Here is a 25,497-nt window from a genome sequence, read left to right on the forward strand (position 1 = left end):
TTAAAATATGTATATATCCTTATCACCTTGGCTTTTCAAAAAGCTAATAATAGTCTTAACTATAAACTTATTTTGATTTGGTTTTTAACTTTAGTTGAAAACGGAGAATTAAAAATAGAAACAACTACAAAACTTCCCATAGGGGTTTCTGCACTATGTTGCTTAGCCACTGCTGCTTTTTCAGGTCGGCCTGATGTTTCTGTTTGTGATATGAATGATTTTCATATTGGTTTGGGAGTTGGGTATAACTCTTATACTTAGGATATATTATACTTGGGATCAACTATCTTCAGTAGCTGATGCTAGACATGATTTTCTTGTCCACCCAACTTCTGTTTCACTGATACAATTTGGTCTAGTAGGAGAATTCGGTTACACCTTCACAACCTATAACTGGATATTTGGTGTTTGAGGGCAGTTTCAATACGATAACATTCGTGTTGTTCAGCCTGGATTTTTATCCGATGCTTGTCTTCTATACTACCATATTCGTATAGGATCTCATTTTTTAGCTACGCTGTTAACAGGTCTTAAAGTGAACGATTGCAATGATGTTTACTTAGAAGGTGAACCCCCACTCTGGGGTAGAATAACCGTTCTTCCAGGCGCAGCTGCTTTTGTTTCGTGAACTGTTAAAGAAAGATTGAACGGTAGCGTTGCTGATTACCTGTTCAATATCTAATAGAGGATATAGACTGTTAATTTTATCAGGTAGTTGTTTCTAATTTCTAGTTGTTTCTAATTTCTGTTAAGAAGTTTTATTGCCTTCTAGAATTAATCCACATTCCTCGCGGCTTGAAGGGTATTTTCGAGAAGGGTGGCAACAGTCATTGGCCCCACGCTCCTGGAACGGGAGTTATCCAAGCGGCTTTTTCTTGAGAGGTTTCAAAATCGACGTCACCAACAATTTTATTTTGGCTTAATCGACTAAAACCAACATCCACCACAATAGCACCGGGTTTAATCCATTCACTTTGTATAATCCCAGGTTTTCCAATGGCGACAATTAATAGGTCTGCCGCCTTGACGTGTTTTGCTAAATCTTTAGTAAAAGATGACATACGGTTACGGTGCATTTGGCTAATAATAGTTCTAGAGCCATAGGACGGCCTACAATATTTGAAGCACCGACCACAACAGCGTGCTTTCTTGTAAGATCCTCGTTAGTTTCTTTTAACAGTGTCATAATTCCAGCAGGAGTACAAGGACGTAACATAGGGTGACGCTGCACCAGACGGCCAAGATTATAAGGATGAAACCATCAACATCTTTATCTGGGTGGATGCGTTCGAGTAAATGGAAAGAATTAATATGCGTAGGTAAAGGAAACTGGAGAAGAATACCGTGGGTGTTTGAATCGGCATTACATTGATCAATTTTTGTTGCGAGTTCAGCTTCTAACGTAGTGTTAGCCATTTGATGAATGATTGAGCGGATACCAACTGCCTGACAAGCTAATTCTTTTTGATGAACATAAGCAGCGGATGCAGGATTTTCTCCGACTAAAATAACAGACAGACCAGGGGTGGAGAGGCCCTTCTTTTGTCTCGCCAAGATAGCTTCTTTAACATGGGTTTTGACCTTTTCTGCACAAGCACGCCCATCCAAAATTCGAGCGGTCATAGAATTCTTCCTCTAACGCAAAAACTTTTCGTATAAGAACAGCCCTGTCAATAATTTTTCTTATACCACCAAGCGTTGTCCAATACGAATTGTATTTCCGACTATATGGTTGCTGTGGCGCAGTTTGGCTACAGTGGTTTTATAATGGTGGGCGATAGTAGAAAGCGATTCTCCCCATTTGACAATATGATATCGAGTTTTGTAAGCGCTAGGCTCCCAAATGATTAATTTTTGTCTTACCACTAATTCTTTAGCTTTCGTTATCCTATTCCAAAAATAAATTTTCTGAGGAGTGACATGGTAACGGTGAGCAATATGAATAATGGTTTCATGAGATTTTACGTTATCCACCACACGCTGAGGACGCGGAATATTATCTTCGGAGATATGATAATTGTTAGAGGTATAGGGAGTAGCTTGAGCTTTAGGAATTAATAAATTTTCACCAATTCGAATCATATCCCCTTTTAATTTATTCATTTCACGGATTTCCGCGACGCTTGTGTGATAACGATTTGCTAAAATGCTCAATGAATCCCCAGCATGCACGCGATGATGCAATAATAAGCTCATCAAATGTTGTTCTCCCAGCATGGTCAGATTCTCTTGTAACTCATTGACTTTATTAGTAGGAATCAGAAGATTATAGGTGTGGTTCGGAATTATAGTGGATCGCAAAAGCCCGGATTTAATAGCCTTAACGATTTCAGAGAAGAACCGGAGAGTTTTAATAATTGTTTAAAATTCATTGGTGTTTTTAAAACCACCGTCGTGAAGTAAGGGTGGTTTTCCACCGGTTGGAGGTGCAAACCATAGAAGTTGTGATTTTTAATCACATCGGCCAACGCCAACAATTTTGGTACATATTCGCGAGTTTCATAGGGCAACGGTAAAGACCAAAAATCAGTAGGCTGGCCACGGTGATGATTATATCGAATGGCTGCTGCTACGGTTCCTTCTCCTGCATCATAGGCCGCTACAGCTAAAAGCCAACTATGGAAATAATCGTGAAGATATTGAAGGTAATTTAGAGCTGCATTCGTTGACGCTACGACATCCCGTCGTTCGTCGTACCACCAGTTAATAAGTAAGCCAAAACCCGTAGCGGTTTCCGGCATTAATTGCCAAAGTCCTGTGGCTCCGCACTTAGAATACAAAAAGGGATTATAATTACTCTCAATCATTGGCAAAAGTGCAATTTCCGCCGGCATTCCACGCTTTTTTGTTTGTTGAAGTACGTAGTAAATGTAAGGTCGCGCATTTTGCGTTAACTCATAAAGGTAGGATTGTCGACGTCGAAACCAACGGATTTGGTTTTGGACATAATAATTGTTAACGTATTTTCCATAAATGGCAAAATAGGGACTGATTGCCCTCCATAAGTTGTTCGAATGAAAAAAATATCGCTAATCTTCCACCGCTGACCCGAGGAGGCTGGCATTGCGATAGTAGTAACGCCGATAAGACTTAAAGCAAATAGCGCAATGGTAATTTTGGAGATCCATTTTCGCATTCGGCGATATTACTGATAAATACCTCCACAATCAAGAAATATTGATTAAAATTTTGCCTAATAGTTGATAACTAATTGAAAATTTTTAGAAAATAGTAAATTTTTTTACTCATTTCTTATCAAAGCTCATCTTACCATCGGCGTAAAGCAAAAAAACAGCGAGGTTTTTCTTAGGTATATTCATGACCACAATAAAGTCGAGTATCAGAAGGAAGGGCTGCTAATTTGAGTAACGAATGATAGAGTTGATCCGGCGAATCTTCAAAAAGTCGGCCGGCAAGACGCCGTCAGGAAACAATGTATCACCTGAAAGCCCACTGATGGCCATAATAAGCAATGTGGTCTAAGGTATGGCCTGGAATCGCTAAAATCGGTAAAGGTAATATTAATTGAAGATAAAGTAATTTGATCATCATCCTTAACAGGGCGAACACGGAGCGGAATAGTGTCCTCAGCGGCGTCCATAAACAGACGGGAAATGTTTCTCTAAAAGTCCGGAAATACCCGTTCCTATAATTCCAATGATGGTGAGTTAGTAATATAGTGGTTAAGCATTAAACCTTGTTGTTCGAGTATTTCCAGAACGGGTTTTCATTCCCCTGGATCGATTGCTATAACCGTTTGTTTCTATTTAGATGCACTATGGTCCAGATGTAGTTATCATTAAGAGTGGGAATAGCAAGAATTGTGTGAGACATTAGTCTGTGAGACATTAGACAAAGATTACTTTCTTTATAAGAAAATTAAGTACTTTGACAGTATAAAATATGAATTCGGAATTTTCGAATATGCACGGGTCGTCGCTAGAGATCATGCGGGATTGGTATCAACATCCTCCGGGGTCCTTGATCCTATCCTGCGAAAATGAAGAAGCGACACGATTCTTGAAAACGATTCGCGGAAAATATTTAATTCAGATTGGCGGAGAAACGACTCTGACACATTCGGCAGGGAGCCCTATCCTCTATCATATTCAATTAACTTCAGAGCCGACTGATAATTTATTATCCATACAAATGGATTGGCAGGAATTGCCTTTATTGTCAGACAGCATCGATGTGTTTGTGTTGGTGCATGTATTAGAATTTATTAATTATCCTGTTAAATTAATTCAAGAAATTTTCCGAGTGTTGAAACCTGAAGGTAGATTATTTATTTTTGGCTTTAATCCATGGAGCTTGTGGGGGCTTGAGAAATTATTTTTTATTAAACGTGGAGTTCCCTGGAATGGAAAATTTTGGGCTTGCGAACAAGTAAAGCGCTGGTTAATTAATTTTAAATATTCCATTTCTTTTAGCAAAACTTTTTATTATGGTTTTCTGCCTGAAAATAGGTCGAATCGACGGCTTCACTTAATTAAAGAAATAATTGGAAAGGTTTGTTTCCCTACCGCAGGTGGTATTTATTTATTAGCTGCTAAAAAAGAGGTCTACGCACCAGTTCATCGTAGAATTTTGTGGAAAAAAGAATCGGTGATTGCACAGAATGTTATTAAACCAACCCCATCCTTGAAATTATGAAAAAAGAACAAGATATTGTATACCTTTATTGTGATGGTGCCTGTCGCAGTAATCCGGGCCCTGGGGGATGGGGAGTTTTATTGCGTTATAACGGTCATGAGCGACAACTTTATGGTGGTGTTCCTAATACCACCAACAATCAAATGGAGCTGACCGCCGCTATTGAAGGGCTCAAAGTGCTAAAACTCTCTTGTTATGTTATTGCCACGACAGATTCTCAATATTTGCGTCGCGGAGTAACGGAGTGGCTCCCTGTATGGAAGAAGAGGGAATGGAAAACCAGCGGGAAAAAACCAGTTAAAAATAAAGCATTGTGGGAAGCCCTGGAAAAAGAAATTGAACGGCATACGGTATGTTGGCAATGGGTGAAGGGGCATAGTGGCCATCCCGAAAATGAGATTGCCGATTATCTAGCCAATCGTGGTATTGATGAATTGTTGTTTTAAATGAACTAGGATTTTTATGCGGCAAATTATCTTAGATACAGAAACGACCGGTCTTGTTCCAGAAGAGGGGCACCGGATTATTGAAATTGGTTGTTTAGAAATGGTTGATAGGCGTTTAACAGGCCAATATCTACATTTCTATATTAATCCGGGTCGTTCTATCAAACGCGACGCTGTTGATATCCATGGCATTACGGAAAGCTTTTTGGCCGATAAGCCTTCATTTAACGATATTGTTGATGAACTTATTGCTTTTATTAAAGGAGCTGAATTAATCATTCACAATGCTTCATTCGATGTGGGTTTTTTAAATCATGAATTGAAGTTGACCGGAAAGCCTTTCAAAATGATCCCTGATTATTGTAAAATTTTGGATACCTTAGTAATTGCCCGACAAAAATATCCTGGACAGCATAATAATTTAGATGCTCTATGTCGACGATACCATGTTGATAACTCTAACCGTGAATATCATGGGGCGTTATTGGATGCTGAACTTCTAGCCCAGGTCTATTTGTTGATGACCGGTGGTCAAACTAAATTATTTGAACAGCAAGATCCTGCCCTAGTTATGCAATCGCCTCAAATTCGACGATTAGATATCGACCGTAAGAATTTGCCGGTTATAGCGGCGAATAAGGAAGAAAAAATAGCGCATCGGACTTTTTTGGAGTTATTAAAGAGAAGGGGTGTTTGTTTGTGGTCCGATGCACTAACCGACTAGCTCCTAGTTAAGGCAATACAATTACTTTAGTTCCCGGACGCATGAAATATTTGGAAAGCCAAGCTTGTGCGGGTACTGGGATAAACCCGAATACAGCGATGACTGGTGTTACGATTTGAGATATATGGGGAACCATGGATAGTATCGCCTCCTTGAAAACATGCAATAAGGCATAGGTGCCCCCCCCTTGTGTGAGAGGGAAACGACTGGACACACTAACTGGTGTCCCCTTTGCGTGAAATTCGAAAGTTACCCGTTAGGGTTTGACAAGGTCTGCTTAAGCTCGGACAGTAATTGATACCTTCCCCATTAGCCTTACTGCTTGCAACCAGGTAACCGTCCGAATCATAAGTGGACCATCGGAGGATACGGGTACTAAAGATAAAAACTCACTCTCCCGGAGGGCTCTCCCGGAGGGCGAATTCGCTTGGCTAGGCTTATCGTAGCTTTCTACCACGTTTTCGGCTTCAGCAATGAGACTGTAAGGGCTGTTGTCTAAAAAAATAGCATTCTGACTATCAAGAAAATCCTCTCCAGCTGTTTCCTCACCGTCAAAGTCCACAGAATAGCTTGAAGCGATGTCAAAGTTATCGTCGTAGTTATGAGAGCTCCATATTACCCAATAGCAAAGCTATGGTGAAAGTAGGTATAAGTGGTGATTTCATGGTTCAATTCCTTCTTCCACTTAGTTAGAAAGGTCGTATTCATATTTAGAACTATAGTATCGAAGAAGTATAAAAACCAACGAAATTGATCGATTCATAGATAATTACTAAAGAAAATTTTCATAAAATATTCAAATTCTTAAAGTAGTAATTGAATCTTATAGATTATCTAGGCAGCGAAATGCGGATAGAAGTGTGGGTGAGTAGGGGTTAATCGGGCTATCAGCGGTGAGCTGATAATGAGCTATGTTGCTTTCCAATCTTATAGCCAGTTGGAAAGTTTTGTGATTGCTGATTGTTTTTATTTGAGATTGTTGGATCAAATACAACCATGATCAAGGACCTGTTAACGTGGTAGTCGGTTTGTGCGGAGTTAAGGTATCGAAACTGAAGGTGACGAAGTCACCTTCAAAACCTGGTCAACTGACTTGTGTCACAGGGTTAATACCCGGTTCGAAATTAATTGTCTGACCACCGATATTTAAAAGTGAAACGGCTTACGTTCGGAGAGAAACTCGTGGAAGTTAATGTGAAATTGAGTATTGGTTCATCTGGGTTATTGGTATAAAACATTTTTTAGATTATCGAAGCTCGAGTTATCATGTCGAGACTTGTTTTAGGGATTCGGGTCGTTTCACAGTCTAATTTCTTCTAGGTCCAAATAAAGGGTGTGAGGTTATCCACAAAAGGTACCAAATAATCATTAAAAAAACGTTTCTACAACGCCATCAGGTCTAAAGAAATGATTAAAATTCTTAAGCAAGACGTAGGTTATGGAATCTTCGAAAATATGGAATAAAAATAGAGTGCTTATAATCAGGCACCACTAGAGAGGTCCAAATTGAATTTAAGTATTGATGAGAATTCTCAAGCATAGATTTCCATATCTTTTAAGAAAGAATAGGAACCCACTAATTAATAGGTGCTGGTATTTTTGTTGCTATCGCTTGTGCATGTGTTAAAGGATCATCCTTTCGATCATTTTGCATTCGTTGCACTGTGTTTTTATAAGCAGCTTGGATGGGATCAATTGAGGTAGTGATTTTTTCCACGTATTGAATTGAGCGCTTTTAGATTCGATTGCACAAGGAGTTGATTGTCCCCAGCGGTAATAAAGCGCATTAAATCGAATTCTTTAGTGTTATTTAAATAATTCTGAATAGCATTATCATTTACTGTCTTTTCTATCGTTTGCCAAAAAAACGATTAGCTGTCATCCAACATTTGAAGATCCTTAATAGCCTCTTTTAAGCAGGTGGGAAGGGAGGAGTCAATTTGATTTGATTAATTGCCTGTTGCCATGCTGTGAGATAATTATTTAGATAAATTTTTCTGGTTTGGTCTATTTAACGTATTTAATTGTTTTGAAGTAAGGTTACTTTCCGTCGAACCTATAAATCCAGTCACAGTGGCTAACGAGCTTTGCTAATTTAGGAATTTGATTATAATAAATTCATTTAAAATAATCCACTTGATAAAATATCGGAATATTTGTATTCGACAGGTCCGTTCCTTGAAAGGAGAGCGGAATTTAATTTTGTTCATATTGGCTGTCCACACCATGGCAAATACAATTTCGGGTAATGGGCTTTTCTGTAAAGCTGTTCAAGCTTTTATAATTGTATTTTCATCAATTGGCCATACGAAGGAAGGCAATTGTAAAAGATTATTTGAATGGCGATATAATTGTTGCTGTTTTTGGGTTTGGTTGGGGTATTGTTTTTTCCAATGTTGACTGAACCAATTTCAGATAACGTCACCGTTACGATGCAATGACTCCGTCAACATGAAATAGGTTTGCAAAGCTTGGTATAGAGTAAATTCGTTATAATTGATCATTTCATGAATCTCTGTAGTTAAAATTCCATCCAAATAAAGAACAAAATCATTGTAAATTAATTGTGAATACAGATTTTGCATATGATTCTGTAATTTAGCGGCTTGGTTAAATCCAATCTTAGAAATTTTCTTGTCACTAAGAGCCATCAAGGTTTCTTGCAGCTGCTCAACGTGAGAAAGCGAATTATTGTTCGTGAGAGTGGGTAATGAGGTTTTAACCGCATTGATAATTTTCAGATTCTGATGGTAGCTGTGATTTCAAAACAGAAAGGTGCCTAAAATTACTAAAATTGCCGATGGGTAAATGCAGAGTTGCTTCTAACTAGATTGGATAGGCGGTGGCAAGAAATGCGTTGATTCGTGGATCACTTTATTGAACATCCCTTGAACGAAGTAAGGTTGTGAGCGGTAACATGTTAGCTGAGAAGAAACATCAGAAAGCAGAAAAGATTCGGCAATAGCTTGAGTTAATTATATTTACGGATGTGCCACTTTGTTGATTACTAGTGAAATAGATGCCTGCTAAAAGCGTTTTATCAATGGGCAAGTTATCGATCTAATATTCTAATTTCTCAGTTAATTTTTCGAATTACAGAGGCAGATCTTTAATTCACACCCGACGGGTGAGATTTTGTTTATAATGAAGACGTCAGAATAAACGTGGGGAAAGCCTTTAATAAAAGTGGGAAAGCGCTCTTTCAATAATTTTGGAAAAGGTAATTTTTCTGAATTAAAGGTAATTTTTCTGAATTATTTAAATAAGTTAAACCTCAAGGATTGTTGACGTTCTTTACTGGTCCCAGATCTAAAAAATCTAAAAAACCGCTCAAACGATGGCATTGGGTAATCACGAGGAAAACAGGGAAATAGGGATGGGTCCTAGAGCGAATAGGGTTTGTAATTGTGATGCTACTCCTTGAGCTTCTTCAGAAAGAGTTTCTTGATCTTGAAAAAGAGTTAAATAATCTACTGTCAAGAGAATTGCATTCGGTCGGCGTTTGCCTTTGAATGATTCAAGAAGCATTTGCCAAAGACCTTTGGTTTCTTCGTTGAGAGTTTTTGTAGAACAATATTTTCCAGGAAGATCAATAAAGACAGCGTCCTGCTGAATCCACCAATTAATAGCTTGAGTATTTTAATAGTTTTTAAAGATTTTTGATGGGGAGAAATTAATTCAAATTCAGAACGAGACAGAAGGGTAGTTTTTACTGAGTTTTTAAGACTAAATAATAATATCCATTTCGTTTTATTTCGAAGTAAAAGAAATTTCACGAGATTTTTTGGCTAGTCTGAGTCGCCGATACACTTTACTAATCTTTGAATAAGAGGCGCTACTGTTTATTGAGATAAATATGGTAGGAAAGATAAATCCCAATCAAAACAACCACAAGAGCACTTATGGTAGCCCATAGAGGGAGGTAAACGCCAAATACGTTTTTTATTTGGGTTTTGATCAAGGAGTAACTTAGAAAAATCTTGAAAAATCCCTATACCCATCAGGTTTTTCACCATATTTTCCTTGGTATCCTAAGCTTAAGCAAAGATAACCTAATTCGAGGAGATCCAAATGAAGAGCTAGCTCTTCAGTGCTTCGTTTAAGAATGAAAAAGAAGCGTTCTCCGTCCCACATTTCCCCTTGGAAAGTCTTTAACAAGCCTATTTGCCGCCATCCGCTGTCTTTCCCCCAGCTTGTTTGAAGAATAATTTCATCGATCAATACACAGATGAAATAGCGTGCAGCTAAAACGATATGAGAATGGTAAGCTCGAGAATGAATTTTAGCCTCAAAAACTCTTATGTCATCAGATAATTGGAAATGCAGTTTATTGAAATTAGGTCTGTGATTTTGGACCCTCAGTTGGGTGGCAATAGTTAGCAATGGGGCACAAGCATCGACCAAAGGATTAATGGCCATCTGAGAATCAAATACTTTCGATTACTCTTCGATACCATTGGTCAATAAACCGTCGATTGCCATTTCACCGGTTAGAAAATTATTGAGGATTTCTCTGCTGATCAACGCAAAAACTTCATAAAATCAATCCGATTGGTTATTATACCTGTAATGTACTTGAGCAGCTAGTGTAATTAGGAACTTGAATTACTAAAGCGCTTAGGATTGAATCCGAGGGCAGTCCCCTATGCCCTATGAGCGCTCTGAGCTTAATAATTGACTGGGCTCTAACTTAATGATAATTTAATTTTTTTAAAGAGTAGCCAGGAGGTAGCACTAGTAGAAATGATTAATGTCTCAACCTCTCTTCTCACCACCTGAGATCAAGCTCCAATGTCGCCAAAAATTAACTTCGATTGTCCTTCGAAATTCAGTCAAATTTAGCTTGCTGATGATCCACTAGAATCTCATTTCCTGAATTTATTTTCGGTGAATACTCATGTTATAGAAGCGTATGCTATGCGAGCGATGCGACAAGCTTTATCGCTAATTAACCCCTCCCCGCTCGCCTTTTGGTTTAATGCAAAAGAGTTTATTAAACAGGAAGGCAATCATTGTCGTCTGCACCATAAAACTTAATGAAGGGTTGAAATCTTGTGGGGTATGCGCAAATCCCTATAATTATTCAAAAACAGCATGATGAATTTTTTAAACTCTTAGACCCGAATCGATCACCCCGATCGCGATTTCTGAGTAGCTTTTCGAGTAGGTTGTTTATTGGAAAATCTTTCTGCTTATGTGCTTCGACGGTTTATTCTTATTTTTTATTCTTATTTTAGAAAAAATATCAAGAGATTGACTCTATGATGGCCTATTTATTTGGCTATCACACCGTGGAAGAATTGGAACATAAAGGTGTTTGTTTTGATCGTTATACCGATATGTATGGCCATATGCCCACCGAGAACTCTGCGCATAAAAACGAATGGAAGACGTTTAACGAAATGGTTTTAGAAGATTTGTTTTAGAAGATTTATTTAAAAGCGTTTTATATTTTATGGCAATTGATCAGCTTATAGGAGGTAAACCAATTACTATCGATAAAAATAAATTGCGCGAAGAGTTTTTTGGGGAGGCTTTAGGTATTTTTACTCCCTACAGTTTATATGAAGCTTACAGAAAATCCGGATTCCATCCGTGGGAAATTGATAATCGTGATCTTATACAACGATGAGATAAATATTGGGCTCCTTATTTATAGAAAATATTTATGATACCTCGAAATTTCATACCAATTTAGGGTTCAATTCCTTATATATAGTGAATTTAATCAGTGCGATTAATATGGAATACGTTCTAAATATAATGGGAAACGATATTCTTAAAATAGAAACGGTTAGCGAGTTAATTGATTATATCGAGAAAAAGATTAATGAAAAAACCTGATGACATATTTTAATTATGCTTCTTGTACACCACCAAGCGTTAAAAAATCAAACTCTATTGCTTATCGTTTGGTTAATAGCCAGGGCTGCATAAAGCAGGAAATTACTTATGCCGGATTAAACAAGAAAGCGCAATAGATTAGCTGAATTATTGTTAAAAACAGTCAACTGTGACGATAGGGCTTTATTAATTTATGACACCAATATCAATTTTATTATTGCTTTATTTTCTTTTTTGTATGCCGGTATTATTGCGCGTACCAGACTATCCTCCGAATCAAATACCTGGCTGTATTGATGTTTCTGTGCCACACTTGCAGAGCATTATTAAAAATGTAAGTCCGTCGATTGTATTGACGATTGAAAAATATTATTCATTTTTTTAGCTAAAGAAGATAATTCAATTTCAAAAAAATAACGACAGATCGATTGGACTTGAAAAAGGAAAAGAAATAAACTAAAGGGATATTTTTTCTTTTTTTTGATGGTATTCCTAAGCATGCTCTTATCGCCAATGAATTTTTTGCGACGTCCCTATAATTTGGTTTAAGCTTATCTCCAAGATGTCCGATGTAAAATTAGTAGCGGACCAAATTTTATGTATGAATTATGTGTGCAACGTGTTACGGAAAAACAACTACAGACACTCAATTTAATTTATTGGCGAGTAGCTTTTTCCAGCTTAGAAATGAACCACCTAAAAATGTCGTGAATTTTCACAAAAATTTTCAGGTTGTAGGTTTAGCCATAACTAAGTTTTATCCGTGCTATGGATTTTCGGAATCTATTTTATATGCTACTGGCAGTGTGGTTAATTGGATTTCTGTCATTTATCGGTCGTTTTTAAGTGTGGGAAGATATTTCGAAGATTGCGAATTAATAATTGTTGACTCTAAATCTACGCATTTTTTGATAGCGGGTGAGGTTGGAGAAATATGATTACGTGGACCAAGCGTAACCCTAGGTTATTGGGAAAATAAAATTTTGACCAATGGCGTTTTTAACGCCTACATCTTTAACGCCTACATCAAAGAAGGACAGGGGCTTCATCTTCGTACTGGGGATTTAGGTTTCGTGGTTGATGGGGAATTATTTTTTATGGTCGCTTAAAAGATTTAATCATTATTCGAAGTAAAAGTTATTTACCCGATGATATTGAATGAGCAGTTAGCGAAAGTGATCCAAGTGTCCGATTATCTGGCGTTGCGGCTTTTTCTGTTGAATGGGAGAGCTAAGAGCAATTAATTGTAATTTCTGAAGTAAAAGGAGTTAAGAACGAAAATGAATGACGACCTCTATTTACAAATATCCGTGAATGCATCAGCAAAAATTTTGGTATTAAAATTTATGAAATTGTTTATTTGTTCTAGAACTTTACCTAAAACTATGAATGGTAAAATACAACGACAAACCTTTCGAGCACCCTATCGAGATAATAAATTAATTCGATTGGCTTCCTGTGAGATCATTTCGATCAAATTACGATTTGGCAATAACTTTAATTCTTTTAAGATGAAAATCAAGTAATAGGGCGGTAACCAATATTGTTCCGATAATTACATGGCCAGCTAATTTGATCAACCACACGATAAGCTTTTTGTTGCGCATCGCGTAAATCGATGCCTAAGGCGGTGACAGAAAGAATACGTCCGCCGTCAGTGACGATGCCGTTGTGGTTTTTGCGTGCCCGCATGAAAAATTTTAACATTGGAAATTAGTAGACGGTCTAATACTTCGATAATATGTTCTTTTATCATAATTCATAGAGTGACTACGAGCAGTCATGACTACAGTCAAGGCAGCCCCCGGATCCCAAATACTATTTGCTTGATTTAACTTAACAGACAGAGCGGCTAAAATTAATTTAATTAAATCGGAACGTAAGCGCATCATAAGGGGTTGGGTTTCGGAATCGCCTAAGCGTACGTTAAATTCTAATACTTTTGGCTCATTATCTGGCGTGATCATCAATCCTGCATATAAGAATCCGACATAAGTAATTCCTTCTTCTTTTAGGCCGGTAATAGTTTTAGGCCGGTAATAGTTGGTTATATAATTTTAGCCATTATTTTTTCTTCTAAGGTATCCGATAACCGTGGAACGGCTAAATAAGCCCCCATACCACCCATATTCTGACCCAGATCTCCATTTAAGAGCCGTTTATGATCTTGCAAACCAGAAAGGGATAAATATGTTCGCCATCGACCATTCCAATAAAGCTTAATTCATAGCCGGATAAAAATTTTTCAACTACGATTTCTTGTCCTGCTATGCCGAATTGTTTTTCCTCCATCATGGAAATAACAGTGCTTTTGCTTCTGTTAACGATTACGTGATAAAGACTCCTTTTTCAGCTGAAAGGCTGCTCGCCTTAATAACGATAGGAAAAGATTGATGGAAAAGATATGCTAAAGCGTCATTTTGATTTTTAAAAGTTACAAAATTTGTGGTAGGAATATTGTGACGACTCAAAAACGCTTTGCAAAAATTTTTGGAGGTTTCTAATTGTGCAGCTGCTTATGTTGGTCCAAAGATGGTTAAATTTACTTGATGAAATTGATCGACAATTCCATCGGCTAGGGCCACTTCGGGACCCACAAGGGTGAGATCTATTTTATTTTTTGCGTGAAATTAATTAATGCATTGATGTTGGAAACATTGATAGAAATATTTTAAACTTTATTTTCCAGAGCGGTCCCGGCGTTACCAGGAGCAACCCAGATCTTTTAACCTGAGCTGATTGGGTCACTTTCCATGCTAAAGCGTGCTCCCTTTCTCCATTGCCGACAATAAAAACCTTCATAGAGCGACATGGTAGCATTTTTCTAGAGAGAGGAAATAGGAGTTTAATAAAACATTAATTTCAATCGAGTATGATTGACAAAAACATTATAATAAGATAGCGAATAATAATCTTAGGAAAATTTATAGTGCATCTTCCCCTCTTTTCAATCGGAAATTATCAAGTTGGTTTCAGATCTTTGCGAGAAAGCATTGTTATGCAGATGGTTGGTTGGGCATGAGAGCAAATTTGTCGTCATGGTCAGGGTTGCTTTTTAGTTTTGTGCACAATTGCCGTGCCCGTCAAAATTTATGCGGAAGAAGTATACATTCGCTTTGCGGATTGTCTGATGAGTAATCAAGATGTTGGAATCGCTCCTACTTACGAAAGCGTCGCTTTTAACAAGTTCATATCCATAATTATTGAAGGATATTATGAGGATAATATTCGTCAATGGGGAGCCACCGTGATGCGTTCTCCTGCTCCCGATTGAAAATGCAACGGCCATCCAAGTTTGTGAATACAGAAATACTGTCCTTGAACTCATCTTTCTAGATCCCAGCTGTAGGGTCGAATAATACCCTGATTTGTACAATCTAAACCAAATTATTGCTCGAGCAGCTTGTGGTATAGAACAATATGAACGAGAGGCGATAGGGGCAAAATACTTTTGTATTTTGGAAGCTGGGTGGGTGGTTGTAGTTTTTAAATTTAATTTTACCTAATTTTACTGGGCGTTTTCTAAGAAATCCTTTGGAGCTTCAATTTGGAGGTAGTGAAACTCTTGTCTTTATTTCAGGAATATTTTTATTTTTCCTAGTGTTTTCGGATCTACCTTGATAGGACAGGTAATTGCCTATGGTGCTCTTCCACAGACTGTAATAGGACTTCTTCGTTATATTTATTTATTCTGAAAAGAGAGGGAAGAAAGGTGAGGTGTTCAGGATGGAAATCCCCGGAGCTTCTGCTTGCTTACCATTAATTAGCATAAGTAGCACCATAAGCTTCCCTGCTTAAGAAAAAACCTCCAGCCAAGATTAGAGAGTAATTTATTTTGCCTTCCATTTGCTATTTGAGCTGTTAATCCGATATTCTTTCATTATCTCTCGGGGAGCGAAAGCTGAGACGATTTAATTAGACCTGTTGAACCTGCACAAGATAATGCTTTCAAAGAAAAGAGAAATACCTGTTTTCTATGCTTTCCCTTCTCTTCGTATTCCTGAAGGAGAACTATGATTTCTTATCCTGCTTCGAAAAAAATTATTATCATGGAAAACTTTTTCCTAATCTTCGTATAGGGATCTGCAAAATTCAATTGACGAATGGGTATGCCTTAATTCTTTACGATACTTCACTTCAAATCCCTACTTGGATAAGAATATTGCCCTTCAAGCCTCGCATGGATTGCCTCGATTGCGTGAACCATAGATTAAAAAATGCCAGTCTATGATGCAATTAACCTATGCAAAACGAGGAATCATTATCCCAGAAATCGAACATCTAGGAATTCGTGAAAATCAAAAACAAAAAGCTTCGCGCGAAACTAATTAAGAACGCGAAATACGTTTACATCAAAATTCCTTAGGAGCTCAAATTCCCCAACAAATTATTCCGGAATTTATTCGTGATGAAATTGCCAAAGGACGTGCTATTTTGCCTGCTAACATTAATCATCCTGAATGTGAGTCCATGATTATTGGTGCGCGGGATTTTTAGTTAAAGTAAATGCAAATATTGGCAATTCGGTAGTTCGCTCATTCTTCGACAAAGAATTAGAAAAAATAATTTAGGTCGTGTGGTGGGGGGGCTGATACCGTAATGAATTTATCAACAGGAAAGAAAATTAAAAAAATCCGTGAAATGATTTTACGCCATTTTCCAGTGCCTATTGGCACAGTCCCGTTTTATGAAGCCTTAGAGAAAGTGAATGGAAACATTGTAGAACTTAATTAGGATATTTTTTGCGAAGTATTAATTTCTCAAGCCGAACAAAGCGTTGATTATTTTGCAATCCACATTGGTGTTTTTTGGTGATTTATTCCTCTGATAAAAAAACGTATAACGGGAATTGTTTTTCGTGGTGGTTCGATTATGGTGAAATGGTGCACGCTACATCGTCAAGAAAATTTTCTTTAATTATGGGTGCTTACGATGTCAGTTTTTCATTAAGTGATCGGTTGTGACCTGGTTCTATTGCAGATGCTAATGATGAAGCACAATTTACTGAATTAGAAATTCAAGGTGAATTAAATCACATTGCTTGGGAACACGACGTGCAGGTGATGAATGAAGGAGCGGGACACATTCTCTTTCATTTGGTCCAAGAAAATATGACTATGAAATTAATGTATTGCCAAGAAGAGCCATTTTATACGCTTGGCCTACTAACCACTGACATTGTTGCTGGTTACGATCATATGTCAAGCAGCATTGGCGTGGCGTTGATTGCTTGGCAGAGGGGGTGTGTGCTTCTGACTTATGTAACGCCGAAAGAACATTTAGGATTGCCAAATAAAAAGATGTTGAGGATTTTTTAATCGCTTACAAAATTTCCGGACATGCGGCGGATTTAGCCAAAGGACATCCAGCCGCACGACAACATGATGATTTATTATCCCGAGCGCGATTTGAATTTTGGTAGCACGATCAATTTAATTTAGTGTTAGATCCAGAAACAGCCTGTACATTTCATGATAAAACCTTACCGAAAGAATCAGGAAAACACTGACATTTTTTTCATTGTGTGGGCCTAAGTTTTGTGCTTATAAGATAAGCTACGAAGTTCGTGCTTTAGAAAAAGAAAAAGTGCTTTGAAAATTCAAGCTCGGATTGTAGGCGCTGGATTAATAGGTTGTTTGTTAGCCTGGTAATTAAATCTAGCAGGATGGCCGGTGACTTTATTTAATTAAGGATAATAAAAGCGGACAAAAAAGTACCGCTTATGCTGCAGTAAGAATGTTATCGCCAGTGGCTGAATGCGAAACATCACATAAAATGATTTTTTGTCAGGGTGTATATTCATTAAAACAATAGCTACTATAGTTGACTGCGTTGTCTGAGCAAATTTTTTTAACAAAAAAGAACGCTCGTGATTCCACACTCAGAAGATACAGGAGAAAAAGAGCAATGCTTGAAACAAATGCAATTTAAAATGAAAGAATTATGTATTCAGAAATTATCTCAATCTGAAATTAAAAAATTAGAACCAGAATTAAATTTTAGAGATGGTTATTTTTACCTCTGGAAGCGCACATTGATTCCCGCTTACTTTTATAAGCGTTAGCGAAAAAAAATAACTGTGAATTGGCATAAAAATACATTTGTAGAGAAAGTAATTCCTAATTAGTTTTTTGTGAAAGGAAAACAATATTTATTTGATTATCGAGGAATTGGTGGAAGCGATCAATTTAATAATTTACGTGCTGCTGTTTCGAGGGGAATTAATTTACTTGCACGTCCCCCTGATGTACATTTAAGTCGTCCTATTCAATTGCTATATCCTCATTATAGAGTTTACATCGTTCCGCGGCCTAATCAGATTTACCTAGTTGGCGCAAGCGAAATTGAATCAGAAGATACTTCGTCCATTTCTGTGCGTACTTGTTTGGAATTATTATCAGCAGCTTATAGCGTTTCATCGAGGCTTTGCCGAGGCCCGAATTGTAGAAACAGTGACAGCCTTACGACCTGCTTTATTCGATAATCTACCTCGCATTAATTGGCAACATGGTTTAATCGCTATTAATGGTCTCTATCGACATAGTTTTTTGTTAGCACTAGGCTTGATTAAATGAAATCTTTGAAAAATTGTTTTGCCTCTCCTGCTTGGAGAAGGGGTGGAGAGGGTGAGAAGGGTAATTAAATTGCTCAACATCTATTTAAATAGTGAACCTCTGATAATTTTGCCTCAAACTACATTGAAAAAATTACTAGTTAATAAATGCTTTTCAGAAGTTTTTTCCGTGGCGATTAACAAAGTAGTAATTAATCATCTCAATTATGAAAAATCGTCCTTCAACCAGGTGATTGTATCGAAGTAATAACTCAGATATGCAGCGCAAAAAAAAGAATTATTTTTGGGAGTTAATACAATCACTGGGTTGTCACATCTTACCGAACATAGCGGGATGCTGTACCGTTAAAGAAGCTTTAATAACAGCGCAACTAGCCCGAGAATTCAACTAGCCCGAGAATTATTTAATACGCATTAGGTTAAATTGGAAATCATTGAGGATGAATACCACCTACCCTACAGCCCAATCCTTTCGTCTTGATAGAAGCCACTGAAACGTTAATTAAAAAAGGGTTTGAGGTGTGTGGCTCTATTGTACGGAAGACCTGATTTTGTGCCAGCAGTTTAATCGATTGTCGGCTGTCGTATTTTAATACCTTGGACTTCGCCACTTGGGGAGGAGGAATTAATGAACCCCTATGCGTTGCGCCTCTCGCGAGAAAGATTTCCCGATATCACATTGATTATTGACGTGGGCATTGGAAGGCCCTCACATGCAGTACGAGTTTATGGAAATGGGTTTTGATGCCGTTTTATTAAATTCGGCGGTAGCTTTGTCTAATGATTCTATTCCATGGCTTGGGCGGTTTGCCTTTGCCCATGCGATCAAATCTGACCGATTGGGCTATGAAGCCGGCATAATTAAAAAACGTAATATCGCTAAAGCTACAACACTTTTGATCGATAAATCCTTTTTTCGAACCTTCCGAAATGAAAAAAGCTGTTGTTTAGGTAATAGGCAGTTCTGATTGCTTGGGCAGCGCAGGTTGCCAAGTTGATTTGCTCAAATGCCATGATTTTGATGTTCACGCAGCTACTATTATCACTGCTCTCATAGCACAGAATGCGCACCAGGTGTTGGAAATTCTTTATTTGTCTCATCTTATCAAAATTCAAATTACGAGTTTAGAAAAAGCATTTGTGCCATCCGTCATTAAATTTGGACTCTTAGGTAAAAAAAATAATTTTGGCTACGATCAATTCTTATTTGTAAAAATTCTTATTTGTAAAATTATAAAGGTTTTGTCGTTTGTGATCCGGTCCTAAAATTAACATCTGGTATCTCATTTACCGAATTTAGTGCTTTAAAAGATCTTATTTTTCTCTATGTAGATTTTTTAACTCCTAAATATTTCTAAAGCTAAAATTTTACTTCAGAAAAAAATTTACTCGCTAGAAGATATCGCAATGGCAGCGCAGCTTTTTTAGAATTAGGAGTGAAGTCAGTTGATTTTTTTTACAAATAGCAAGCGGAAATTTTGGTTAATTAATTCCAAAATTAAGAAGGTCTGTACTCGCGGAACGGGGTGTAGTTTAAGCTCAGCGATTAGTTCTGCTTTGGCTCGAGGATATTGATTAGAAAATTCTCTTATTTTAAGATAAATGTATATCCAACAAAAGCAATTCATGAGAATTTTGAAATTAATAACAATATCTTATTTAGGGCGGTGGGGTTTTCCTCAACGTTCGCTTGACTTGCCGTCGGTGGCACGACAAGGCAATTTTTCTTCAGCTTCTTTTTTAAGTTGTGGTGAATTGGGTTTTTATCCTATTTTTGATAGCGTTGAATGGGTGCGAAAGTTATTAACTTGGGGAATTCGTACGATACAGTTACGAATTAAAAAATCAAAAGTTAGCGCTTATTAAACAATCTGTAATTGAAAGTGTACGTTTGGCTCGACACTATCAAGTAAACTCTTTATTAATGATTATTAGAAACTTGTTGCCATTGAGGCTGGTGTTTATGGCGTTCATTTAAGACAAGAGGATTTAGTAACTGCCGATATTTCTGTTATTCACGCTGCTAACTTACGCTTAGGTATTAGTACTCATTCGCTTTACGAGTTAGCATGTGCTCATGCCTTTCCTCCTTCTTATATCGCGTTTAAGCCTATTTATGAAACGACTATAAAAACAATGACTTTTCACCTCATGGATTAGGGGTCCTATGTTATTGGTTAGAAATCTCCCTTTACTCCATTGTAGCGATCGAAGGTATTGGTTTAGAGCGGCTAGGGACTGTTTTGAGTACGGGAGTCATAAATGTAGTAGTTATTTCTGTGGGTAAGGGCCGCTGATGAGCCTGAAAAGGCAGTTTCTGCTTTCCTCTCTTTGGGATGCTTAGGGTCCGAAGTAATTACGCTAATTTTAAGTACGTAATTGGCGTAAAATGTTATGATTATGTTTGTAATAATAATTTGGAAAAGGGACAACGTTCAACGAAACGAGAGCTTTTATAAAAAACAATTAGTTACATACTGAGTGCGGGGTTGTTGGTTGTCCAGCAACTAGTGGTTTTGCAGGTACCTTTAAATCCACTATCGGCCTTGCCAATGGAACTGGATCCTCTTTGACTTTCGTAACTCAGAAAACCCATTGCGTTTACCCCCAGATCGCCGAGATGGGCGGATCATAACTTTAAGCCAGGAGAAAGCGCAGAAATGCCGGTTACCATGGAATATCCCTTCAGCTGTGATGATTATAAAATGGTAAGTTTTGATGTGCATAAAGACGGTAAGAGTGGACCTTCAAAATAACCAAACTTAAGTAGAATTGATATTCGTTATAGTTTTTCTAATCACTTATAACCAGAAAAAGCAGCCGGTGTTATCCGGTCAGCGGTCCCGGGCTTGGGTTTAAGGTTACCGGTTTAAGGTTACCTTTGGTAGATGATGAAAAATAATTAAAGTTATTTATATTATTTATGTTTATATTATTTATTTGAAAGAAAAAAGCCAGAAAAAGCTTTTTTCTAATTTTTTTTCTAATAAAGAGAATGAAAATAAGAAAAATAATAAGCAAAATAGTTATTGGAGTACTAGATTTAATGCCTATTCTTTCTCTAGTATCTCATCCTGAAAATTTAGAAATATTAAAAAAGAAATAGTCTTCTATCACAACTTAGGCACTTATAACCAGGACGTTGCTCGAATAACTCATCAAGCAGAGAGAGTTACTTGGCCCAGCGAATCCGGGATAATTAAAAAACGCCTCATCCGAAAAAATTGGCTATTGTATTAGATATTGATAAAACCGCATTATCTAATTATTCCAACATCAAAAACTTAGATTTTGATGGCACGAGAACAGAATAAAATAATGCAGAAGTGCATGCGAATGATCCAACAATTGTACCAACGTTTGAACTTATAATTAGGCTATTAAACACAATAGTTGCTATTTTTTTGTTACGGGGGGCTACGAGAATCATCGAGCATCTACCATAATGAATTTGAAAGATACAGGATATACAAAGTAGGCCCATCTTTATATGAAACCTAATAACTATCACTTAGCATCAGTCATTCCCTATAAAACAGCGCAATGAAAAGCAATTACAAAAGAAGGTTACGATATTATTTTAAATTTAGGGGAGCAAAAGAGTGACCTTGCTGGGGGTTATAGCGATTCGACTTATAAATTTTCCTAATTGTATGTAATTTATTCCTTAAGCTTCATAGCTCTTAAGGGGATTTTTCGGTCCTAATGTCTAAAATGACGTTGATGGGTGAAGATCATTGTGATGTCCGCTTTTGTTAGCGGCTTCGATAACCTCTTTATCTCTTACGGACCCTCCGGGCTGAATGATGGCAATAATTCCAGCTTTTGCTACTACTTCCATACCGTCACTACTAAAGGGAAAAACGCATCGGAAGCCATTACAGTATTTTTTAGCGAGAGGCCAGCTTCTTGCGCTTTCATCACAGCAATTTTAGCAGCGAATACTCAACTAGTTTTGCCGGTGCCGATTCCCAAAGTGGCTCTATTTTCGCACAGACTATCACGTTTGATTTTACATATTTAACAATTCGCCATGCGAAATACAAATCTTGCAGATCTTATTTTGAAGGTTGGCGCTGACTATTATCCACTATAAGGGTTTTGGGCTCAATTCCGATGGTGTCTGCTTGTTGGGCAAGCACCCCCCCATTAATTGAGTGGAAAGAGTAGCTTGCTTTCTTACTCTGGGAAAGTTTAGCTTTTAGAAATCGAAAATTTGGTTTAGTTTTCAAGAGTTTTAAAGCATCGAGGGCGAAGTCGAGGGCAATAATCACTTCAACAAATCGTTTAGCTAAATTTTTTTGCGGTTTTAGCCTCTAGTGTTGAATTAAAAGCAATGATCCTGTCAAAGGCAGAAAGAGGATCGGTAGCGTAAGCTTTTTCATAGGCTACTAACTGATCTTCTGCTTGAGCAGCCCTTCCACAAAGGGGTAGTGTGTTTAATGATAGTGTGTTTAACGATAACGCACACGGGGGTTATTTGTGCTCCTTCCGATATGGTGCGATAAGCGCAATCGCTGCCAAGTAAGTTATTAAACGAAAATGATTTTCCTTCTAGTTGCTTAGCTTCGGTTAAGTTGTCGGGTAGTGGTGGGTAGTGCTGTAAAGTGCTTCAGCTTCATGAGGGTTTTCTCCGTAGCAAAGATCTATTTTTTTCTGAAAGTTACCGGCAATACTGGCGTAAAGGGAGAAGGAGTCTCGTGCGCTAAATAGGTTGCAATTTCCGCATCGTAATGGGAGAGATGTTCAAAGGTTTTGTGAGCTAAAAATCTACGTGTAGATAATGTGGTTGAATTTTGATGGGCATCTATTTCATGTAAAACCAATGAATAATCCTCAGGGTCGACCACTACGGTAACCGCACTGAAATTCTTTCTCAAGTGTACAGTTTGGAGACGCTATGGTTTGTGAGAAGGGATAAAGATTTACAACGAGTAAATCAATAGGTTGAATGGGGCATGTTGCTTTTAAGAACATCATCATCGAGCCCTCGCCTGACTAGAAGGCTACCGTGAATTTTGGGATGTAATGTTTTTACACGACCGTCCAAATTCCGGAAACCCTGTGTAGGCAGAGACATCGATGATCAAAATTTGATGTTCTCTTAATAGATTTTCAGTTCCGCCGCTCGCTATTATCTCAATACCACGTTTGATTAGCTGCTGTACAAACGCAACAATATCAGTTTTGTCTGCAACACACTAATTAAGTATGTTTAATTGCTTGTTGGGGATCAACGAGGTGGCTCATCAATCTGATAAATAGCGAGTTTTTTACGCAAAGTTCCTCGGCTAATTCCTAAATTTTAGCTGCTTTGCTTTGATTACCGTTGGTATAGCGCATTACCACTTTTAGTAAGGGTACTTCCATTTCAGCCAAAACCATGTTGTAGAGATTAGCAGGATCCTGACCATCAAGTTGCGCAAAATAATTTTGCAATGATTGTTGGACACTCGACCCAAACGATTGACCGGTCGTGATGGGTTTCACTTCAGGTTTTGAACTAAAAAATCGGCTTGCATAGTTGCAATTCCTTCCAAGGTCTTACTCCTAGTTGTTTATGGATTAAAACCAGAATGGAAAAACATTTTCCATTAAGCCTCAAGTTTCTCATTATAACATCCAATCATTATAACATCCAAATTTATAAGCTCAAGAGGGAAATTTAACTAGAATGTAGTAGATTATCGAATTTTTTAGCAGTCTTTTAGTGAATATTCTTTAATCAATAGGTTATAATGCTAGAGATTCATTTTAAAATATTTAACTATTGATGTGCTGTACTTGTCAGAGATAAAATCTCAAGCTGGTTAAATGTGAGGTTAATAATGAGTGATAAAAAACCGCAAACTATATATCTTAAATATTATCATTTTCCTTCATTCTTGATTGATACTGTACATATGCACATAGATCTTCATGAAGAAGAAACCAGCATCAAGACTGTTTTAAGTTTACAACGTAATCCAAAAATAAAAACATCACCGCCATTAATACTTAATGGGGAAGCGATGACATTGAAGCGAATAGCACTTAATGGGCAGGCATTGTCGTCTACTGATTATGAAATTAATGATTTTTCCTTAACAATTCCCGATGTTCCGGAAGAATTTATTCTAGAGACCGAAGTAATAATTAAACCGCAAGAAAATACGCAATTAAGCGGCCTCTATAAATCGCGGGATAATTTTTGCACTCAATGTGAGCCGCATGGATTTCGTCGAATCACTTATTTTCTAGATCGTCCAGACGTGTTAGCGCGTTATACCACGACGATTACAGCAGATAAAGATAAATATCCTTTTTTATTATCAAATGGAAATTTGATTGAAACAAAAACGTTGGAGGATAATCGACAGTGGGTACATTGGAAAGATCCTTTGAAAAAGCCTTCTTATTTATTTGCCTTAGTAGCAGGAAATTTCGATTTATTGGAAGATACTTTTGTCACTCAATCAAGTAGAGAAGTAGCATTACGTCTTTATTTAGAAAAAGGATTCAAAGATCAAGGGCCTTTTGCTTTGCAAGCTTTAAAAAAAGCAATGAAATGGGATGAAGAAAAGTTTGGCCGCGAATACGATCTTGATATTTATATGATTGTTGCAGTAAGTGATTTCAATATGGGAGCGATGGAAAATAAAGGGCTTAATATTTTTAATACCAAAAATATTTTAGCTAATTCAAAAACGGCTACTGACGAAGATTACATCCGTATCGAAAATGTGATCGGACATGAATATTTTCATAATTGGTCTGGTAATCGTGTAACTTGCCGTGATTGGTTTCAAATTACTTTAAAAGAGGGATTAACTGTTTTGAGGGATCAATTATTTATTGAGGATGTGACTTCAAAAGGTGTAGCCCGTATCGGAAGTGTTAATTATTTGCGTAACGTGCAATTTGCTGAGGATGCGGGTCCAATGGCCCATCCTATTCGCCCCCGTTCGTACATTGAAGTTAATAATTTTTATACGAGCACGGTTTACAATAAGGGCGCAGAAGTGATCCGTATGGTGCGAACCTTATTAGGGCCTGAAGTTTTTCGTAAAGCAATGGATCTTTATTTTTGGCGTTATGATGGAGAAGTGGTAACCACTGAAGATTTTATTCAAGCGATGGCAGATGCTTCGGGCAACAATTTCGATCAATTTAAACGGTGGTACAATCAAGCTGGGACGCCGGTACTCGATCTAGAGAGTGAATATAACGAAAATGAAGAAACGCTAACCTTGAAAGTGAAGCAATCCTGTCCT

Annotated in this window: 36 protein-coding genes and 7 pseudogenes; 21 read left to right on the forward strand and 22 right to left on the reverse strand. The window is 37.5% G+C overall.

The annotated features are described in order from the left end of the window. The first annotated feature begins 27 nt into the window (after positions 1 to 27). The gene (locus B1F79_RS00110; protein WP_251365495.1) at positions 28 to 261 is read left to right on the forward strand and encodes a hypothetical protein; all 234 of its coding nucleotides are present in this window, start codon (positions 28 to 30) and stop codon (positions 259 to 261) included. A 513-nt stretch (positions 262 to 774) separates the two neighbouring features. On the opposite strand, the pseudogene folD reads toward B1F79_RS00110, so the two are convergent. The 4 genes and pseudogenes from folD to B1F79_RS00130 all read right to left on the reverse strand — a co-directional run bounded on the left by folD (position 775) and on the right by B1F79_RS00130 (position 3,136). Beyond that, positions 775 to 1,623, reverse strand: a pseudogene (gene folD / locus B1F79_RS00115) (bifunctional methylenetetrahydrofolate dehydrogenase/methenyltetrahydrofolate cyclohydrolase FolD). Positions 1,624 to 1,683: 60 nt separating this feature from the next. Beyond that, positions 1,684 to 2,301, reverse strand: a complete 618-nt coding sequence (locus B1F79_RS00120) for a LysM peptidoglycan-binding domain-containing protein (protein WP_251365496.1) — start codon at positions 2,299 to 2,301, stop codon at positions 1,684 to 1,686. After that, on the reverse strand, positions 2,286 to 2,834 hold the full coding sequence (locus B1F79_RS00125) for a transglycosylase SLT domain-containing protein (RefSeq protein ID WP_251365497.1): 549 nt from the start codon (positions 2,832 to 2,834) through the stop codon (positions 2,286 to 2,288). The genes B1F79_RS00120 and B1F79_RS00125 overlap by 16 nt, the downstream gene beginning before the upstream one ends. A gap of 56 nt (positions 2,835 to 2,890) precedes the next feature. Further along, complete coding sequence (locus B1F79_RS00130) at positions 2,891 to 3,136, reverse strand: hypothetical protein (RefSeq protein ID WP_251365498.1); 246 nt, start codon at positions 3,134 to 3,136, stop codon at positions 2,891 to 2,893. A 767-nt stretch (positions 3,137 to 3,903) separates the two neighbouring features. Here B1F79_RS00130 and B1F79_RS00135 point away from each other — a divergent pair. From B1F79_RS00135 to dnaQ, 3 genes are read left to right on the forward strand one after another with little or no spacing between them, the layout of a single operon-like run. Beyond that, entirely contained in the window at positions 3,904 to 4,656 is a 753-nt protein-coding gene (locus B1F79_RS00135; RefSeq protein WP_251365499.1) for a class I SAM-dependent methyltransferase, read from the forward strand. Then, on the forward strand, positions 4,650 to 5,102 hold the full coding sequence (gene rnhA / locus B1F79_RS00140) for a ribonuclease HI (protein WP_251365529.1): 453 nt from the start codon (positions 4,650 to 4,652) through the stop codon (positions 5,100 to 5,102). Before B1F79_RS00135 ends, rnhA begins: the two co-directional genes overlap by 7 nt. Before the next feature lie 16 nt (positions 5,103 to 5,118). Further along, complete coding sequence (gene dnaQ, locus B1F79_RS00145; RefSeq protein WP_251365500.1) at positions 5,119 to 5,826, forward strand: DNA polymerase III subunit epsilon; 708 nt, start codon at positions 5,119 to 5,121, stop codon at positions 5,824 to 5,826. Positions 5,827 to 6,103: 277 nt separating this feature from the next. Here the strand turns inward: dnaQ and B1F79_RS00150 are convergent, their stop codons facing one another. The 5 genes and pseudogenes from B1F79_RS00150 to icmH form a co-directional block, all read right to left on the reverse strand. Further along, positions 6,104 to 6,388, reverse strand: coding sequence for a hypothetical protein (locus B1F79_RS00150; protein WP_251365501.1), 285 nt, complete (start codon positions 6,386 to 6,388; stop codon positions 6,104 to 6,106). A 1,014-nt stretch (positions 6,389 to 7,402) separates the two neighbouring features. After that, positions 7,403 to 7,543, reverse strand: coding sequence for a hypothetical protein (locus tag B1F79_RS00155; protein WP_251365502.1), 141 nt, complete (start codon positions 7,541 to 7,543; stop codon positions 7,403 to 7,405). A 694-nt stretch (positions 7,544 to 8,237) separates the two neighbouring features. Then, complete coding sequence (locus B1F79_RS00160; protein WP_251365503.1) at positions 8,238 to 8,480, reverse strand: hypothetical protein; 243 nt, start codon at positions 8,478 to 8,480, stop codon at positions 8,238 to 8,240. A gap of 697 nt (positions 8,481 to 9,177) precedes the next feature. Then, positions 9,178 to 9,354, reverse strand: a complete 177-nt coding sequence (locus tag B1F79_RS00165; protein WP_251365504.1) for a hypothetical protein — start codon at positions 9,352 to 9,354, stop codon at positions 9,178 to 9,180. A gap of 441 nt (positions 9,355 to 9,795) precedes the next feature. After that, positions 9,796 to 10,254 (reverse strand): annotated as a pseudogene (gene icmH, locus B1F79_RS00170) (type IVB secretion system protein IcmH/DotU); the annotation flags it as partial. Positions 10,255 to 10,713: 459 nt separating this feature from the next. Here icmH and B1F79_RS00175 point away from each other — a divergent pair. The 6 genes from B1F79_RS00175 (at position 10,714) to B1F79_RS00200 (ending at position 12,608) form a co-directional block, all read left to right on the forward strand. Continuing rightward, positions 10,714 to 10,863 (forward strand): hypothetical protein, encoded by a 150-nt coding sequence (locus B1F79_RS00175; RefSeq protein WP_251365506.1) that lies wholly within the window; start codon positions 10,714 to 10,716, stop codon positions 10,861 to 10,863. A gap of 224 nt (positions 10,864 to 11,087) precedes the next feature. After that, positions 11,088 to 11,252 carry a hypothetical protein gene (locus B1F79_RS00180; protein ID WP_251365507.1) on the forward strand — a complete coding sequence of 55 codons (165 nt, stop codon included), beginning with the start codon at positions 11,088 to 11,090 and terminating at the stop codon, positions 11,250 to 11,252. Positions 11,253 to 11,281: 29 nt separating this feature from the next. Next, positions 11,282 to 11,458 (forward strand): hypothetical protein, encoded by a 177-nt coding sequence (locus B1F79_RS00185; protein ID WP_251365508.1) that lies wholly within the window; start codon positions 11,282 to 11,284, stop codon positions 11,456 to 11,458. Positions 11,459 to 11,466: 8 nt separating this feature from the next. Beyond that, a complete protein-coding gene (locus B1F79_RS06205) occupies positions 11,467 to 11,670 on the forward strand; it encodes a phosphopantetheine-binding protein (RefSeq protein ID WP_285896325.1) in 204 nt (67 codons plus the stop codon). Positions 11,671 to 11,863: 193 nt separating this feature from the next. Next, on the forward strand, positions 11,864 to 12,055 hold the full coding sequence (locus tag B1F79_RS00195) for a hypothetical protein (protein WP_251365510.1): 192 nt from the start codon (positions 11,864 to 11,866) through the stop codon (positions 12,053 to 12,055). Between the two features lie 223 nt (positions 12,056 to 12,278). Further along, positions 12,279 to 12,608 carry a hypothetical protein gene (locus tag B1F79_RS00200; RefSeq protein WP_251365511.1) on the forward strand — a complete coding sequence of 110 codons (330 nt, stop codon included), beginning with the start codon at positions 12,279 to 12,281 and terminating at the stop codon, positions 12,606 to 12,608. A 580-nt stretch (positions 12,609 to 13,188) separates the two neighbouring features. Here the strand turns inward: B1F79_RS00200 and B1F79_RS00205 are convergent. The 6 genes and pseudogenes from B1F79_RS00205 to B1F79_RS06210 form a co-directional block, all read right to left on the reverse strand. Further along, complete coding sequence (locus B1F79_RS00205) at positions 13,189 to 13,377, reverse strand: phosphoribosylglycinamide synthetase C domain-containing protein (RefSeq protein WP_251365512.1); 189 nt, start codon at positions 13,375 to 13,377, stop codon at positions 13,189 to 13,191. Beyond that, positions 13,371 to 13,640: a hypothetical protein gene (locus tag B1F79_RS00210; RefSeq protein WP_251365513.1), complete on the reverse strand. Its 270-nt coding sequence runs from the start codon at positions 13,638 to 13,640 to the stop codon at positions 13,371 to 13,373. The genes B1F79_RS00205 and B1F79_RS00210 overlap by 7 nt, the downstream gene beginning before the upstream one ends. 77 nt (positions 13,641 to 13,717) lie before the next feature. Then, positions 13,718 to 13,965 (reverse strand): annotated as a pseudogene (locus B1F79_RS06670) (hypothetical protein). A gap of 32 nt (positions 13,966 to 13,997) precedes the next feature. Then, positions 13,998 to 14,141: a hypothetical protein gene (locus B1F79_RS00225; RefSeq protein WP_251365516.1), complete on the reverse strand. Its 144-nt coding sequence runs from the start codon at positions 14,139 to 14,141 to the stop codon at positions 13,998 to 14,000. Positions 14,142 to 14,186: 45 nt separating this feature from the next. Continuing rightward, positions 14,187 to 14,267: a hypothetical protein gene (locus B1F79_RS00230; protein WP_308159708.1), complete on the reverse strand. Its 81-nt coding sequence runs from the start codon at positions 14,265 to 14,267 to the stop codon at positions 14,187 to 14,189. A gap of 37 nt (positions 14,268 to 14,304) precedes the next feature. Beyond that, positions 14,305 to 14,490, reverse strand: a complete 186-nt coding sequence (locus B1F79_RS06210; RefSeq protein WP_308159705.1) for a hypothetical protein — start codon at positions 14,488 to 14,490, stop codon at positions 14,305 to 14,307. Between the two features lie 241 nt (positions 14,491 to 14,731). On the opposite strand from B1F79_RS06210, the gene B1F79_RS00235 reads away from it, so the two are divergent. The 10 genes and pseudogenes from B1F79_RS00235 (at position 14,732) to B1F79_RS00280 (ending at position 20,404) form a co-directional block, all read left to right on the forward strand. Beyond that, positions 14,732 to 14,944 carry a hypothetical protein gene (locus B1F79_RS00235; RefSeq protein WP_251365517.1) on the forward strand — a complete coding sequence of 71 codons (213 nt, stop codon included), beginning with the start codon at positions 14,732 to 14,734 and terminating at the stop codon, positions 14,942 to 14,944. A gap of 702 nt (positions 14,945 to 15,646) precedes the next feature. Continuing rightward, a pseudogene (gene thiC, locus B1F79_RS06675) lies at positions 15,647 to 17,265 on the forward strand (phosphomethylpyrimidine synthase ThiC). Between the two features lie 274 nt (positions 17,266 to 17,539). Next, on the forward strand, positions 17,540 to 17,734 hold the full coding sequence (locus tag B1F79_RS00250) for a hypothetical protein (protein WP_251365518.1): 195 nt from the start codon (positions 17,540 to 17,542) through the stop codon (positions 17,732 to 17,734). A gap of 280 nt (positions 17,735 to 18,014) precedes the next feature. Continuing rightward, positions 18,015 to 18,245: a hypothetical protein gene (locus B1F79_RS00255; protein ID WP_251365519.1), complete on the forward strand. Its 231-nt coding sequence runs from the start codon at positions 18,015 to 18,017 to the stop codon at positions 18,243 to 18,245. 256 nt (positions 18,246 to 18,501) lie between these two features. Beyond that, on the forward strand, positions 18,502 to 18,636 hold the full coding sequence (locus B1F79_RS06680; RefSeq protein WP_372443083.1) for a hypothetical protein: 135 nt from the start codon (positions 18,502 to 18,504) through the stop codon (positions 18,634 to 18,636). A 294-nt stretch (positions 18,637 to 18,930) separates the two neighbouring features. Beyond that, positions 18,931 to 19,212: a beta/alpha barrel domain-containing protein gene (locus tag B1F79_RS06685; RefSeq protein ID WP_372443081.1), complete on the forward strand. Its 282-nt coding sequence runs from the start codon at positions 18,931 to 18,933 to the stop codon at positions 19,210 to 19,212. A 4-nt stretch (positions 19,213 to 19,216) separates the two neighbouring features. After that, positions 19,217 to 19,510, forward strand: coding sequence for a bifunctional hydroxymethylpyrimidine kinase/phosphomethylpyrimidine kinase (locus B1F79_RS00265; RefSeq protein WP_285896326.1), 294 nt, complete (start codon positions 19,217 to 19,219; stop codon positions 19,508 to 19,510). Positions 19,511 to 19,690: 180 nt separating this feature from the next. Then, entirely contained in the window at positions 19,691 to 19,819 is a 129-nt protein-coding gene (locus B1F79_RS00270; RefSeq protein ID WP_251365521.1) for a bifunctional hydroxymethylpyrimidine kinase/phosphomethylpyrimidine kinase, read from the forward strand. Between the two features lie 51 nt (positions 19,820 to 19,870). Next, positions 19,871 to 20,110, forward strand: a complete 240-nt coding sequence (locus B1F79_RS00275) for a hypothetical protein (RefSeq protein WP_251365522.1) — start codon at positions 19,871 to 19,873, stop codon at positions 20,108 to 20,110. Between the two features lie 81 nt (positions 20,111 to 20,191). Next, the gene (locus B1F79_RS00280) at positions 20,192 to 20,404 is read left to right on the forward strand and encodes a thiamine phosphate synthase (RefSeq protein WP_251365531.1); all 213 of its coding nucleotides are present in this window, start codon (positions 20,192 to 20,194) and stop codon (positions 20,402 to 20,404) included. A 1,549-nt stretch (positions 20,405 to 21,953) separates the two neighbouring features. Here the strand turns inward: B1F79_RS00280 and B1F79_RS06215 are convergent. The 7 genes and pseudogenes from B1F79_RS06215 to fis all read right to left on the reverse strand — a co-directional run bounded on the left by B1F79_RS06215 (position 21,954) and on the right by fis (position 23,784). Next, positions 21,954 to 22,085, reverse strand: coding sequence for a hypothetical protein (locus B1F79_RS06215; protein WP_285896327.1), 132 nt, complete (start codon positions 22,083 to 22,085; stop codon positions 21,954 to 21,956). A 217-nt stretch (positions 22,086 to 22,302) separates the two neighbouring features. Next, complete coding sequence (locus B1F79_RS00285; RefSeq protein ID WP_251365523.1) at positions 22,303 to 22,518, reverse strand: hypothetical protein; 216 nt, start codon at positions 22,516 to 22,518, stop codon at positions 22,303 to 22,305. Between the two features lie 13 nt (positions 22,519 to 22,531). Next, a pseudogene (locus B1F79_RS06690) lies at positions 22,532 to 22,609 on the reverse strand (hypothetical protein); the annotation flags it as partial. 16 nt (positions 22,610 to 22,625) lie between these two features. Further along, positions 22,626 to 22,766, reverse strand: a pseudogene (locus B1F79_RS00295) (hypothetical protein); the annotation flags it as partial. Positions 22,767 to 22,890: 124 nt separating this feature from the next. Next, positions 22,891 to 23,094, reverse strand: coding sequence for a hypothetical protein (locus B1F79_RS00300; RefSeq protein WP_251365524.1), 204 nt, complete (start codon positions 23,092 to 23,094; stop codon positions 22,891 to 22,893). Positions 23,095 to 23,250: 156 nt separating this feature from the next. Next, complete coding sequence (locus B1F79_RS00305) at positions 23,251 to 23,424, reverse strand: hypothetical protein (protein WP_308159709.1); 174 nt, start codon at positions 23,422 to 23,424, stop codon at positions 23,251 to 23,253. Between the two features lie 53 nt (positions 23,425 to 23,477). After that, positions 23,478 to 23,784 (reverse strand): annotated as a pseudogene (gene fis / locus B1F79_RS00310) (DNA-binding transcriptional regulator Fis). 288 nt (positions 23,785 to 24,072) lie between these two features. Between fis and pepN the strand changes: the two are divergent. Beyond that, positions 24,073 to 25,497: aminopeptidase N (gene pepN / locus B1F79_RS00315; protein WP_251365525.1), on the forward strand; the 1,425-nt coding region annotated here is incomplete at its 3' end.

It is taken from the genome of Coxiella-like endosymbiont of Rhipicephalus sanguineus (assembly GCF_018687865.1).

Excerpts from the sequence above, each read along its gene's own strand:
- B1F79_RS00135 (WP_251365499.1), top strand. The coding sequence starts at position 3,904 with ATGAATTCGGAATTTTCGAATATGCACGGGTCGTCGCTAGAGATCATG.
- B1F79_RS06680 (WP_372443083.1), top strand. The coding sequence starts at position 18,502 with ATGCAGCGCAAAAAAAAGAATTATTTTTGGGAGTTAATACAATCACTG.
- B1F79_RS00185 (WP_251365508.1), top strand. The coding sequence starts at position 11,282 with ATGGCAATTGATCAGCTTATAGGAGGTAAACCAATTACTATCGATAAA.
- dnaQ (WP_251365500.1), top strand. The coding sequence starts at position 5,119 with ATGCGGCAAATTATCTTAGATACAGAAACGACCGGTCTTGTTCCAGAA.
- B1F79_RS00275 (WP_251365522.1), top strand. The coding sequence starts at position 19,871 with ATGAGAATTTTGAAATTAATAACAATATCTTATTTAGGGCGGTGGGGT.
- B1F79_RS00165 (WP_251365504.1), bottom strand. The coding sequence starts at position 9,354 with ATGCTTCTTGAATCATTCAAAGGCAAACGCCGACCGAATGCAATTCTC.
- B1F79_RS00200 (WP_251365511.1), top strand. The coding sequence starts at position 12,279 with ATGTGTGCAACGTGTTACGGAAAAACAACTACAGACACTCAATTTAAT.
- B1F79_RS06215 (WP_285896327.1), bottom strand. The coding sequence starts at position 22,085 with ATGGAAGTAGTAGCAAAAGCTGGAATTATTGCCATCATTCAGCCCGGA.
- B1F79_RS06210 (WP_308159705.1), bottom strand. The coding sequence starts at position 14,490 with ATGCTACCATGTCGCTCTATGAAGGTTTTTATTGTCGGCAATGGAGAA.
- B1F79_RS00125 (WP_251365497.1), bottom strand. The coding sequence starts at position 2,834 with ATGCCGGCGGAAATTGCACTTTTGCCAATGATTGAGAGTAATTATAAT.
- B1F79_RS00195 (WP_251365510.1), top strand. The coding sequence starts at position 11,864 with ATGACACCAATATCAATTTTATTATTGCTTTATTTTCTTTTTTGTATG.
- B1F79_RS00205 (WP_251365512.1), bottom strand. The coding sequence starts at position 13,377 with ATGTTAAAATTTTTCATGCGGGCACGCAAAAACCACAACGGCATCGTC.
- B1F79_RS00130 (WP_251365498.1), bottom strand. The coding sequence starts at position 3,136 with ATGCGAAAATGGATCTCCAAAATTACCATTGCGCTATTTGCTTTAAGT.
- B1F79_RS00180 (WP_251365507.1), top strand. The coding sequence starts at position 11,088 with ATGATGGCCTATTTATTTGGCTATCACACCGTGGAAGAATTGGAACAT.